The 13,227-nt window shown below is 64.6% G+C and carries 9 protein-coding genes; 3 read left to right on the plus strand and 6 right to left on the minus strand.

Annotated elements, in window-relative coordinates:
* Positions 1-16: 16 nt before the first annotated feature.
* On the minus strand, positions 17-1,036 hold the full coding sequence (locus tag ACXMYO_RS12320) for a 2-hydroxyacid dehydrogenase (RefSeq protein WP_457808932.1): 1,020 nt from the start codon (positions 1,034-1,036) through the stop codon (positions 17-19).
* A 222-nt stretch (positions 1,037-1,258) separates the two neighbouring features.
* Between ACXMYO_RS12320 and ACXMYO_RS12325 the strand changes: the two genes are divergently transcribed.
* Genes ACXMYO_RS12325 through ACXMYO_RS12335 form a run of 3 tightly spaced genes read left to right on the plus strand, consistent with a single transcriptional unit; the run spans position 1,259 to position 5,971 of the window.
* The gene (locus ACXMYO_RS12325) at positions 1,259-3,019 is read left to right on the plus strand and encodes an MFS transporter (RefSeq protein WP_457808933.1); all 1,761 of its coding nucleotides are present in this window, start codon (positions 1,259-1,261) and stop codon (positions 3,017-3,019) included.
* Positions 3,020-3,054: 35 nt separating this feature from the next.
* Positions 3,055-5,052, plus strand: a complete 1,998-nt coding sequence (locus ACXMYO_RS12330; protein WP_457808934.1) for a RecQ family ATP-dependent DNA helicase — start codon at positions 3,055-3,057, stop codon at positions 5,050-5,052.
* Between the two features lies 1 nt (position 5,053).
* Positions 5,054-5,971, plus strand: a complete 918-nt coding sequence (locus tag ACXMYO_RS12335; RefSeq protein WP_457808935.1) for a histone deacetylase family protein — start codon at positions 5,054-5,056, stop codon at positions 5,969-5,971.
* Positions 5,972-6,030: 59 nt separating this feature from the next.
* Here the strand turns inward: ACXMYO_RS12335 and ACXMYO_RS12340 are convergent, their stop codons facing one another.
* From ACXMYO_RS12340 to hemC, 5 genes are all read right to left on the minus strand, one after another.
* Positions 6,031-8,742 carry a M16 family metallopeptidase gene (locus ACXMYO_RS12340; protein WP_457808936.1) on the minus strand — a complete coding sequence of 904 codons (2,712 nt, stop codon included), beginning with the start codon at positions 8,740-8,742 and terminating at the stop codon, positions 6,031-6,033.
* A gap of 138 nt (positions 8,743-8,880) precedes the next feature.
* Positions 8,881-10,101 (minus strand): heme biosynthesis HemY N-terminal domain-containing protein, encoded by a 1,221-nt coding sequence (locus tag ACXMYO_RS12345; protein ID WP_438765051.1) that lies wholly within the window; start codon positions 10,099-10,101, stop codon positions 8,881-8,883.
* Entirely contained in the window at positions 10,098-11,339 is a 1,242-nt protein-coding gene (locus ACXMYO_RS12350) for a uroporphyrinogen-III C-methyltransferase (RefSeq protein WP_457808937.1), read from the minus strand. The genes ACXMYO_RS12345 and ACXMYO_RS12350 overlap by 4 nt, the downstream gene beginning before the upstream one ends.
* A gap of 17 nt (positions 11,340-11,356) precedes the next feature.
* Entirely contained in the window at positions 11,357-12,145 is a 789-nt protein-coding gene (locus tag ACXMYO_RS12355) for a uroporphyrinogen-III synthase (RefSeq protein WP_457808938.1), read from the minus strand.
* Between the two features lie 9 nt (positions 12,146-12,154).
* Entirely contained in the window at positions 12,155-13,108 is a 954-nt protein-coding gene (gene hemC, locus ACXMYO_RS12360; protein ID WP_457808939.1) for a hydroxymethylbilane synthase, read from the minus strand.
* Positions 13,109-13,227: the final 119 nt, after the last annotated feature.

A 13,227-nucleotide genomic window follows, 5' to 3' on the forward strand; every position in this document is an offset into this window, starting at 1 on the left:
CTCCCGGGATCAGTAATCAGCGTGCGGTGGCGTCACCCTGCATCAGGGCGTTCTCGCAGTGGGCACCGCGCGACAGGCACAGCAGGTTGTTGAGGGTGACCTGAGCGATCTCGCGCAGAGCCTCGACCGTAAAAAAGCCCTGGTGGCCGGTCACCAGCACGTTGGGAAAGGTCATAAGGCGTGAGAACACATCGTCATCGATGATCTCGGAGGAGCGGTCCTTGAAGAACAGTCCGCTCTCCTGCTCGTAGACATCGATGGCCAGTGCGCCGAGCTGGCGTGACTTGAGCGCCTCGATCACCGCGCAGGTATCGATCAGCGCCCCGCGGGAGGTGTTGATCAGCATCGCACCGGGTTTCATGCGCAAAAGCGAGGCTTCATTGATCAGGTGATGGGTGGCCTCCAGCAGCGGGCAGTGCAGCGACACGATATCGGCCTGCGCCAAAAGCGTATCGACCTCCACGATCTCGCCGATGGCGTCAAAGCCCTCGGCCGGAAACGGGTCGCTACCCAGCACCCGACAGCCGAGTCCCTTGAAGATACGCGCCGTGGCCAGACCGATTCGCCCGGTGCCGACGATGCCGACGGTTTTGCCCTGCAGCGTCACGCCCAGCAGGCCATCAAGGGCGAAATTGCCTTCACGCACCCGGTTGAAGGCGCGATGGGTATGGCGATTGAGCGTCATGGCCAGCGCCAGCGCATGCTCGGCGACGGCTTCGGGCGAGTAGGCCGGCACCCGGGCGACGAAAAACCCGAGCCGCTCGGCGGCGGCCAGATCGACGTTGTTGAACCCGGCGCAGCGCAGCACGATCGCCTTCACGCCCATGCCGGCCAGCGCTTCAAGCACGGCTTCATCCAGCACGTCGTTGACGAACACGCACACGGCGTCGCTGCCTTCGGCCAGCGCCGTGGTCTGGCGAGTCAGCGTGGCCTCTTGATAGATCAGCTCGAACGGCTGATCGGCAAACCCCTCGAGACGGGCCTCTTCAAAAAAACGTTCATCGTAGGGCTGAGCACTATAAAGCGTGACTTTCATGGAGTTCTCCGCAGGATGACTGCTCCGACAGGCGGCTGTTGGCTCGCCACCTTCTACGACTTTAGCAGGGGGTTCGATGACGATTTTGATACAGGACAAACCGGCGAAAAAAGACACGCCCCGGCCTGCCCGGGCGCATGAAACGGCGTAACATGATTTTTAGCCCGGCCCGGTTTTGGACGCGATTGACTGATCAAACGCTATCGACCTGAAGAGTGCCCCATGCTGCAACCCGTATCCCGCCAGAGTGACCTGACGCTTGAAAAAACCGCCCTGCCGCCGCGCCCGGAAAACCTGAGCACCTGGGCACCGCTGTCGATTCCCGCCTTTCGCATCATCTGGATCGCCAATCTGTTCGCCAATCTGGGCGTCTGGGCGCAGTCGGTGGCGGCGGCCTGGGTGGTGACCTCGGCGCATGGCAGCCCCGTCATGGTGGCCATGATTCAGGTCGCCGCTGCCGCCCCGCTGGTGTTGATGTCGATCGTGACCGGCGTGATTGCCGACAACTACGACCGACGCAAGGTGATGCTCTTCGGACTGTTCATCGAGGTCCTCGGCGGGGTCTTTATCACCGTTATTGCCTTTATGGGGCTGCTGACGCCGACGCTGTTGATTGCCTCGATCCTGTGCGTTTCCGTGGGCGGGGCCATCACCACGCCGGCCTGGCAGGCGGCCGTCAACGAACAGGTGCCGCGCCATCTGGTCAGCAGTGCGGTGCTGCTCAACAGCGTCAACTATAACGCCGCCCGCGCCATTGGCCCGGCCATCGGCGGCATGCTGCTGGCAGCCCTGGGGCCGGCGTGGATCTTTCTGCTCAACGTCCTGTGCTTTTGCACCCTGATCTGGGCACTGTGGCGCTGGCGCCGCGACGTCCCCAAAAAGAGCCTGCCGCCGGAGCGGCTGTGGGAAGGGGTCAAGGCCGCCATTTACTTCACCCAGTACTCCAGCGTGACGCGGCTGATCATGCTGCGCTCGTTCATCTTTGGCATCTCGGCGAGCGCTATCTGGGCGCTGCTGCCGCTTTTGGCCCACGACCACCCCGGCGGCGGCGCCTCGCTCTATGGCTACATGCTGGGCGGGCTGGGGGTGGGCGCGATCGCTGCCAGCATGCTGGTCAACCGGGCGCGCCGGCGGCTGGGCAGCAGTCGGTTGATCAGCGTGGCCGCCATGGTGCTGGGCGGTGTGATGCTGATACTGGGCGCGGTCAATGCGCTCTGGGCGATATTTCCGGCCCTGATCCTCGGCGGCAGCTGCTGGATCGCGGCGGTGGCCTCTTACAACTCCTCCGTGCAGATTCTGGTGCCGGACTGGGTCAAGGCGCGCGCACTGGCGCTGTATCAGACCGCGCTCTATGCCGGGCTTACCATGGGCTCGTTTCTGTGGGGCAATATGGCCGAGGGCCTGGGCACGCAGACCGCCCTTTTGATGGCCGGCGGATTGCTGCTGGTCTCGGCGCTGGTACTGTTGCCCTCGCGCCTGCCGGCGCTGGACAGCGACAGCCTCATGGTCGCACCGGAAGCGCGCACCGAGGCGCCGGATTTCGAGTTTGACCCGGCCCGCGGCTCGGTGATGGTGACCATCGAGTATCGCATCGAGGCCGATCAGGTCCGCGACTTTGCCCGCGCTGTGCGCCCCCTGCGCCGGCTTCGGCTGCGCAACGGCGCCAAACGCTGGTCGCTGTATCGCGATATCGAAGCGCGTGATCTGTGGCAGGAGGTCTTTCTGGTGCCCAACTGGCTGCAGCATCTGCGCATGCAGGACCGCCAGACCATGGCCGACCGCGCCATCATCGAACGGGTCGCTGCCATGCATGTCGGGCCCGAGCCGCCGCGCATGCGCCACGGCGTGAGCTATCGCACCGCCCGCTACGAAGGCGAAGGCGCCGCCCTCAGGCCGGTGCAGACCGACGCGCCGGATGAGCACGCGCCCTGGGCGGAAGAGGATCATCACGCAGACCCTGACAGTTCGCGCCCCGGGCGTTAGGCTGTCGCTCCCTGCCGTGATGACCGGAGTTTTCCATGCCCACTGACGCGACCGCCCCCGCGCGCCACACCCTGAACACGGTCTTCGGCCTTGAAGACTTTCGCCAGGGCCAGGCCCCGGTTATCGAACGGGTGCTGGCCGGGCGCTCCACGGCGGCCATCTTTGCCACCGGCGCCGGCAAGTCGCTGTGCTATCAGCTACCGGCGCTGCATCTGCCGAATCTGACGCTGGTCATTTCGCCGCTGCTGGCGCTGATGCAGGATCAGCTCGCCTTTTTGAAATCCCGCGGCATTGCGGCTGAAAGCATCGACTCCACCATGGACCGCGACGCGGTGCGCGAGGTGATGACCCGCGCGCGCCAGAACGAGCTGAAGATTTTGATGGTCTCGGTCGAGCGCCTGCGCAACGAACGCTTTCGCCACTTTCTTCACCAGATACCGATCTCGCTGATGGTGATCGATGAGGCTCACTGCATCTCCGAGTGGGGCCACAACTTTCGCCCGGACTACCTGCGCCTGCCCGAGTACCAGCGCGAGTTCAACATCCCTCAGGTGCTGCTGCTGACCGCTACCGCCACGCCCGGCGTGATTGAGGACATGGAGCGAAGCTTCGCCATTGCCGAAGGTGATGTCATCACCACCGGTTTTTATCGCCCCAACCTGAACCTGCAGGTGCGCCCGGTGGCGCAACAGCGGCGTGTCGAGGCACTGATCGAGTGGCTGGCACCGCAGCAGGTGGCCGGGCAGGAAGCCCCCACCATCATCTACGTCACTCTGCAGCAGGGCGCCGAGACGGTGGCAAGGGCGCTGGCCGCCCGCGGCATTCAGGCGCGCGCCTATCACGCGGGCCTGGGGGCCGAAATTCGCGACGAGATCCAGCAGCAGTTCATGCGCGGCGAGGTGCCGGTGATTGTCGCGACCATTGCCTTTGGCATGGGCATCGACAAGCGCAACATCCGTAACGTCGTGCACTTTGACCTGCCCAAATCGATCGAGAACTACAGCCAGGAGATCGGCCGCGCCGGCCGTGACGGGGCGCCCTCGACCTGTCTGATGCTGGCCGGGCGCGACGGGCTGGGGGTGCTTGAAAACTTCACCCATGGCGATACGCCCGAGCGCGAGGGCATCCAGCGGGTGCTCGAAGAGATTCAGGCCGCCGGGCAGACGCCGGAGCGCCAGTGGCCGGTGGTGATGAATACGCTCTCGCGGGACAGCAATATCCGGGCGCTGCCGCTGAAAACGCTGCTGGTGCGCCTTGAAATGATGGGGGTCATTGCCCCGCGCTTTACCTACCTGGCCGAATATCGCCTGCGCTACGTGCTGTCGCCTTCTGAGCTGGCCGCGAAATTCGAAGGCGAACGCGCCGATTTCATTCGACTGGTGATCAACAACATTCCCATCGCCCGCACCTGGGGCACGGTGGATTTCGAGCGCGTGCATCAGGCCGGGCTTGCCGCCGGCATCGATGCCACCCGCACCCGCGTGATCACCGCGCTTGAGTACTTTCAGGACAAGGGCTGGGTGGTGCTTGAGGGCAAGCGCATGACGGATGTCTTCGAGGTGTGCCAGAGCGATATCGACCCGGCAGGCATGGCGCGCGAGCTGCACGAGGGCTTTTGCACCCGCGAGCACGCCGATATAGAGCGACTGTCACAGATGCTGGCGCTCTTTGAGACCGACACCTGCCTGTCGCGACGTCTGGCGCTGCACTTTGGCGATACGCGCGTGCCCGAACAGTGCGGCCACTGCTCGGTGTGCGACGGCCACGTGGCACGTCTGCCGGCCTCGCCGACGCAGACCTCGCTGGAAGACATCGACTTCGAGGCGCTGGCCGAGCCGCTGATCGCTCGCCATAAGGCGCATTTCAGTCAGCCGCCCACGCCCGAGCGGGTGGCACATTTCCTCTGTGCGCTGGCCATGCCGGTGTTCACGCCGCTCAAGGCGCGAAGTCTTGAAACGTTCGGGGCACTGGAGGGCTATTCGTACCCGCAGGTACGCGCCCGGGCCGAACAGCACCTGGGCACGCGAGGCTGACATGCGCCTGCCGCTGATCCACCATCCGGGCTATACGTTCGAGTGGCCCGAGCGCCATCCCTTTCCGATGGCCAAGTTTCGCGCCCTGCGCCACAGGCTCTCGACGCTGGGCCTGGATGACGACCCGCTGATCGACTGGATCACACCCAAACCGCCCTCCAGCACCCAGCTGCTGCGCGCCCATACGCCGGAGTATCTCCAGACCTTCTATCTGGGTGACAGCGACCCGAAGGCCCGAAAGCGCAGCGGCTTTGACTGGTCACCGCAGCTGGTCGAGCGCACCCTGCTGGAAGTGGGCGGCACGCTTTCAACGCTTCGCGCCGCACTCGAGACGGGGCTTGCCTGCAACACCGCCGGCGGCACACATCACGCCTACCCCAACGCCGCCAGCGGCTACTGTCTGCTCAACGACCTGGCCGTGGCCGCCCACGAGGCGATGGCCGTATACGGCGTGACCCGTATTTTGATCATTGACTGCGACGTGCATCAGGGCGATGGCACCGCATTTGCCTTTCAAAACGAGTCGCGCGTGTTTACCTGCTCGATCCACGGGGCGGACAACTTCCCATTTACCAAGCGCTCAAGCGATCTGGACATCGCCCTGCCCCGCGGCACCGATGACGCGGCCTACCAGAACGTACTGGAACGCGACCTTCCCGCGCTGCTGGACCGCCTTCGCCCCGAGCTGGTGTTTTATGATGCCGGCGCCGATGTGCACGCCGGTGACCGGCTGGGCCATTTCGAGCTCAGTCTTGACGGCATCTACCGGCGCGACCTTTATGTGCTGCACCAGTGCCGCGAGCGCGGCATTCCGGTGGCGGCGGTCATCGGCGGCGGCTACGACCGCGATCTTGAGGCACTCGTCGAGCGCCACATGCAGCTGTTTGTGGCCGCGCGCGATCTTGTGCGCCAGCCATGAAAAAAGCGCCGGGGGCATGGCCCCGGCGCTTTTGATGACCAACACGTTACGGCCGTTGATTACTGCGCCGTCGGCCCGCGAATGCCGGTGACAAACCCGTCCGGGCGAATATGGGCCCGGAAGGCTTGCTGCACGTCATCACCTGTGAGCTCAACGAACTGTTCCGCCGCCTTCGTGGTGGCATCCAGCGGCTTGTCGGAGAGCGCCAGACCCAGCAGCGATGCGCTGATCGCGCCGTAGCTGGATGCCTGCATCGGCATCGCTCGCAGCAAAATGCTCTTGGCGCGGTGCAGGTCGCTGTCGCTGACCGGCTCGTTCTGCATGCGCCGGAGGTTATGGATGATCAGCTCGCGCGCCTGGTGGACCTTGTCGGGGTCGCTGCCAAAGCTCACGTTAAAGCGCCCGCGGTGGGCCTTGAGGTCCAGATTCGAGCTGACGCCGTAGACCAGCCCGCGGCGCTCGCGCAGCGCCTGATGCAGCCGTGACGCAAAGTCACCGCTGAGTACCTGGTTGCCCAGAAACAGGGCAAAGCGATCCTCACTGTCGCGGTCGACATCGATCATCTGCGACAGGGTGACCTGTGACTGGCGGGCCTCGCTGTCGGGCGTATTGAACGCGCCGGCCTGATTGAGTGCCACGGCCGGATAGTCCACCTCGGGTTTCGCCCCCTGCGCCTGCCAATCGCCAAAATAGCGCTCGATTTGATCGCGGACCTGCTCGGGGTCGACGTCGCCGACCACGACCATGGTGGTCATGTCCGGGCGCGAGACACGCTCGAAGTACTGCTTTACGTCTTCAAGCGTGACGGCCTCGAGCGACTCGGGCGTCATGTGGCGCTGCTGGGGGTCATCCTCGGGCAACAGCGCCCCGAGCATGGCATAGGCGTTCTGAAATCCCGGACTTTTCATGCGACCGGGCAGCGCCTGAGCGTTTTGCGCCTTGATGGTGTTAAAGGCGTCCTCGGAGAAATTCGGATTGAGCTGGTGCTCGGCCAGAAGCGCCAGGCCCTCATCGAAGTTCGCTTTCGCCACGACCAGTCCAAAACGGGTACCGGCGCCCTCTTCGGCGCCCAGCTCGTCGACGGCGGCGCGCAGCGCCCGGCGATCAAGCGACTGGCTGCCGTAGCCGTACATGCCTTCCAGAATGTCGCCGACGCCCTCCTTGTCTGGTGGCGTCTGCAGATCGTCATTGGTCTTGATGGCGCCGCTTAACATGACGCGGTCGCTGGCGGTTTCGACCTGCACGATCAGACGCAGGCCGTTATCCAGCCGATAGTCCTTCGGGGCCAGCGTCGAGACCGGAATATCAAGGTTATCAAAGGCGTGCGCGGCCCATCGGGGCAGCTCGACCGGACCATCGGGCGGGGTGACCAGCTCTTCCGGCTCGCCATAGTCGTCGCTGCTGGTCGGCTCGCCGGAGGTTTCCGGCGTCAGCACCGCCGTAATGGCCTGCTCGGGCTTTAAAAGCCTTCTGGCAAGGGCATTGACGTCATCGACGGTGACGGCCTCGTACTGCGCCTTCATGGCCTGCGGTGAATCGAGACCCCGCTTGATCAGGGCATCCGACCAGGCACTGGCCAGCCCCGAGACCGATTCGCGGCTGGCGTCCACCTCGGCGATGATCCGGCGTTTGGCGGCTTCAACCAATGAGGGGTCCACGCCGTTTTCGGTCACCTCCTCGATGATCTCACGCATGCGCGCCTGGATCGGCGCCGGGTCGCCCCCCTGAGGAAAGACCCCCACGGCCATGGCCAGACCCGCGTGCGGCTGGAGCTGACCGCCCATGCCGCCGGCCAGCGCCGTGCCGTCATAGCCCATGGCGGTCAGTTCGCCGCGCTCGGAGCCCAGCACATCCAGCAGCACCTGGGTGGCGGCAAAGTCGTCATCCTGCAGACCGGGCGTGCGCCAGCCCATGTAGATCGAGCCATAGGGGCTGTTGGTCGCCAGCTCGACGGTGCGCGCCGTCACCGGCTCGAAATCAAAGGCGGGGCGCTCGGGCAGGGCCTTTTCGGGGATATCGCCAAACAGTGTCTGCACCCGGGAGAGCGCATTTTGTGGATCGACGTCGCCGGCGATGACCAGCGTGGCGTTATTGGGTACGTACCACCGATCGTGGAAGGCCTTCAGGTCGGCGGCGGTGGTGTTGTCAAACGATTCCCGCGTGCCCAGCGGGGTCCAGGCGTAGGGCGTGCCGTGATAAAGCTCCCCGACCAGCTGGGTATAAAAGCGAAAGGCCGGATTGGAAAGATTGCTGGACACCTCCTGCTCGATGGCGCCGCGCTCCTGCGCCCAGTCCGATTCGCTCATGTCGATGGCCTTCATGCGTGAGGCCTCGATATGCAGCGCCACGTCCAGATCATCGGCCGGCACGGTGAAGTGGTACTGAGTGCGATCGTTTTCGGTAAAGGCGTTCATGTTGCCGCCCATGTTGGCCGAAATGACCGAGAGCTGATCCTTGGAAAGCCCCGGACCGCCGCGAAACATCATGTGCTCGACGGCGTGCGCCGTCCCGGGAAAGTCCTCGGAGCCTTCGCTGGAACCCACGTGATAGTTGACCTGGGTGGTCACCACCGGCGCCAGGTCGCTGTGCACGATCACGACCTCAAGCCCGTTATCCAGCGTGGCGCGCAGCACGTCATCGCGCTGGTCCTGCGCCTGGGCCACCCCCATGCTCGCCATGACCAGACAAAGCCCGGCCAGACCGCGCCCGGTGCGTGACAGTCGAGCGCGCCACAAAAGGCCGGCGTTACCCGTGATGCCTGTTAACTGCATGTCCATTGATCCCTGACACGTTGATGCGTGACGCGCCATAAGAGAAGCACGGCGCGCCTCGATTCGAAAAGACACAAGGCGCGCGGTGGCACCATGAAAAAGAGCGCCCGCAGGCGCTCCATGAAGGCATCGACAAGGCTAGCTGGTGTGTTCGCTGGGCTGCGGCAGCGCCGGCAGCGAGCGGTCCAGCAGCTCCACGCTCTTGCGATAGTAGTGCTGGCTCTTGCTGTGCTGGCCAAGGCTTGCGTAAAGCCTTGCAAGCTCGGCACAGGCCACGCCGCTGGGGCGCTGGCGATGGCTGGCCTCGAAGTACTCCTGCGCCTTGCCCCAGTAGGCGTTGCGCAGCGACAGCCGCCCCAGCGCCATCAAAAGCTCCGGGTCGTTGGGACGCTCCTGCAGCCACTTTTCGGCGGTGACCAGCTGGCGTTCAGGCTCGACGGAGAGCAGCCCGTAGTGCGCCACCAGGCGGCTGTCCCAGCGGTTGCGCAGTGACTGGCGGATCATGCTTTCAGCTTCGGCGGCATCCCCACCGCGCTCCAGAATGGCTGCCTGCAGCAGCACCAGGTCCACATCGCCCTTGAGTTCTTCCGGCATCTCGGCCCACAGCGTGCGGGCCCGGTCATGATCCTGCTGCTGGTCGGCCTGGTTCAAAAGCGCCAGATAGGTGCGACGTTCAAGTACGCGGCGCTCCTCTTCGCTGATCAGGTCGTGACGCTCGAGTTTCGGCAGCAGCCGGCGCATGCCTTCCCAGTCTTCCACGTTGAGATAGGCCTGCTTGAGCAGCTTGAGCACCTGCGGGTGCTCGGGCATCTGGGTCTGCAGTCGCGTCAGGGTGGCGAGCGCCTGCTCGGACTGCTGACGATCCAGCATCAGCTGTGCTTGCATCAGCCCCACGGCGCTGTCGGCGCCCTCGGTGCTGTGGTGCGCCTTTTTCAACAGCTCATCGGCCTGCTCGTGACGGCCTTGATAGTGGGCCGCCAGCGCTGCGGACAGATAGTTGACCAGCGGCGTGGAGGAGTCCTCGGCCGAGCGCGTCAGCGACTGCTCGGCACGCTTCCAGCGCCCCTCGGCAAGGGCTACCAGTCCCTTGACGGTGCGATGCATGGCCTGACGGTTACGCGTGCGGGCATTCCAGAGCTTCATGCGGCTGACCGGACGACGCAGGCGCCAAAGCAGACGCAACACGAAATGCACCACCAGAAAGAGCGCAAACAGCAGCAGCATGCCGAACCAGAAGGAGGTCTGCAGCGAGATGTCGCCCACCCGGATCAGGATGTAGCCCGGCGTGGACATCATCAGCTGGCCGATCAGCGCCCCGGCAGCCAGCCCGACGACAATGAACAGGATCAGCTTTCTCATGAGGACGCCCCCTGACCGTTGCGACGGGCGTTTTGCAGCTTGTTGAGGGCTTCGATCGAGCCGCTGATATCAGGCAGCTCGGGGCTGATATTGCGCTGGCCGAGCTGATTGAGCTGGTCACGCACGCGCTGGACGTTGCTGTCCTCGGTGCGGAAATAGGTCGTGATCAGCGTGCCGGCGCGCTCAAGGCTTTCACGATAGATCTCTTCGTTACTGCGCATCACGCCCAGCTGGGCCTGCTCGAGCAAAAGGCGCACGTTCTGGCGCAGATAGCCTTCCTGAGCCGGCGTAATCAGCGCTTCCAGCGGTTCGTCATGACGACGTACCGTGACCAGGTCCTTGAGCTGGGTGCCCATGCGCGAAAGCTGTTCGCGCCAGCCGCCGGTAAACAGTGACCCGTCATCCTTTTGCGCGGCAAGCGCCTCGCTTTCCTGCGACAGCGGCAGCGTATCCACCTGATTGGCCATGGCCGACAGCGTCAGGAACAGGCCGTTTTGATCGACCTCGGGCAGACTTTCAAGCTGGGAAAGCTCCGAGGCAATCGCGCGGCGCACCGGCAGCTGGGCCGGGTTGTCGATCTGGCGCAGACGCTGGTCGGCGGTTTCAAGCAGCGATCGCGCGCCGCTGATATCGCGCTCAAGCTGCAGGCGCTGGTTGGCCATGCGCAGCAGGTATTCGATTTCGGCACTTTGCCACTGGCGCTCGTCGGTCTGCTGGCTGCGCGTGAGCTCTTCCATCACACGCGACAGCGCCTGATCGTTGTCTTCAAGCTGCGACTCGAGCGAGCTGATGCGCTGATCACGCGAATCCAGCGCGCTTGAGACCTCGCGGGAGGACTGGCTGCTGCTCTGCTGAACCTGATCGACGTCCTGGCGCAGCTGAGCCATGTCGTTGCGCTGCTGCTCGAACAACCAGGCGCCAAAGCCGATGGCGGCAAGCGAGAGCAACAGCAGAACAAGCAGGAGGGGCAGCAGGATCGAACGACGCCCGTTTTTCTCGCGCGGCCGGTGCTCGGGGCGCATGTCACCGGGCTCGAACGCCCGTCCGCTGCTGCTGACGCCGGCATTCGGCGAGGTGGTGCCGGTCATGCTGCCGGTGCGGGCGCTTTCGCCGGCCACCGAGGCGTTCTCTGCGGCGCCGCCTGTCCCGGTACCGGACTGTGCCGGTGCATCGCCCGCAGGCGTGCTGTCGGGAGAGGCGCTGCTGCGATTGTCGTTATCGTTTTCCTGCTTGCTCATTTATCGCTGCCCTTTTTTTAATCGGGTATGCCCGGCGCCTGCTGCCAGGCCACTGCCGAGGTCTCTGCCAATGTCTGCGGCGTGGCATCGCCGGCAATGAAAACACATTCGAAGTGATCCCTGCCTGCCATTGTAGCCAATCGCTGGCTGGAAACGACCAGTGGACGCCTCCGACTGGCTGGCGTGCACCACTGATTGAGGTATTCAAGCTGCTCCTGACTGGTCACGATCAGCAGGGCAAAGTCGCCGCGCTCAAGCAGTGCAGCGGCCTCTGCCTCAGGCGGCTGCAGCTGCCGCTCATAGAGTGGCAGCCGTGACACCTCGGCGCCACGCTCAATGAGCGTGTGCTCAATGAGTTCACGCCCCCCCTCCCCTGACACCAGCGCGATGCGCGTGCCCTTGATGTCCTGAAGGCCCGGCAGCGCCAGAAGCGCTTCGCTGGCACTGCCGCTGCCCGTGGCCGGAGCACTGACCTCAACGTCCAGCCCCGCGCGCAGCACATCGGCCGTGCTGACACCGGTGGCATGAAAGTCGATGCCTTCGGGCAGCTGAGGCCAGCGCGCCTCGATGGCCTCGATCAGACAGGTCGCGGCAAACGGGCTGGTGCAGATAACGTGGCGAAAGTTATCCAGATCATACAGGAGCGTGCGCTCGTGTGGGGTCGGCTCGCGTGCGACCAAAGTCATGATGTTGAGCGACCGCGGCGCCAGTCCGACCCGTTCGAGCGCCTGCTCCAGCGCCTGCGCGCGGGCACCGGGGCGAGCGATCAGAGCCGTGGCGGCGTTGTTCGAACACGAAGCGGACATGGCAGACCTTCAGCGCGGCGGGCGCTCGTCGGCATAAACGGCATCAAGAATGGCGCCGGCACCGCGCGACAGCAGATCCTCGGCCACCTGAATACCCAGCGCCTGGGGGTCGTCAGCGGGGCCGCGCGCCTCGGCATGAATCACCTGCGAGCCGTCCGGCGCGCCCACCAGCGCTCGCAGCCACAGCGTCTGATCATTGTCTTCCAGCACCGCGTAGCCGCCGATGGGCACCTGGCAGCCGCCTTCAAGGCGCGTGTTCATGGCGCGCTCGGCCAGTACCCGCAGGCTGGAAGGGGAGTCGATCAGCGGGGCAATCAGGGCGCGCAGGGTGTCGTCATCGCTGCGACACTCGATGCCCAGCGCCCCCTGGCCGCAGGCCGGCAGCATCACTTCCGGCGCCAGCCGCTCGGCGATGCGAAAGTCCAGGTTGAGCCGCTCAAGACCGGAGGTGGCCAGCACGATCGCATCGAACTCGCCGGCGTCGAGCTTGCCCAGCCGCGTCTGTACGTTGCCGCGCAGGCTGAGCACCTCAAGGTCCGGACGGGCCGCGCGAATCTGCAGGGCGCGACGCAGGCTCGAGGTACCGATGCGCGCGCCCTGCGGCAGGGCATCGAAATTCGCATGGTCATTGGAGACAAAGGCGTCGGTGGGTGCCCCGCGGTCCAGAATGGCGTGCAACCCGAGCCCTTCGGGGAAGCTCATCGGCACGTCCTTCATGGAGTGCACGGCGATGTCGGCAAGACCGGCCAGCATGGCCTCCTCGAGCTCCTTGACGAACAGGCCCTTGCCGCCAATCTTGGCCAGCGGCGTATCCAGAATGCGATCACCGCGCGTGGACATGCCCACAAGTTCGACCTCAAGGCCCGGATGCAGGGCTTCAAGACGAGACTTGACGTGTTCCGCCTGCCACAGGGCGAGCTGACTCTTGCGGGTGGCAATTCTGATTGTGGCTCTGTCGGACACGAGCGCTCCTGATAGCGGTCAAAACGAGGGGTGCATAATAAAGCAGTGGCGCCCGGCAAAAAACAGTCATTGCAGGCGTCAGGGCGCGTGTGGCGTGCCGACAGGCCATCGACTTCTTG

The organism is Kushneria sp. EE4 (genome assembly GCF_977968315.1).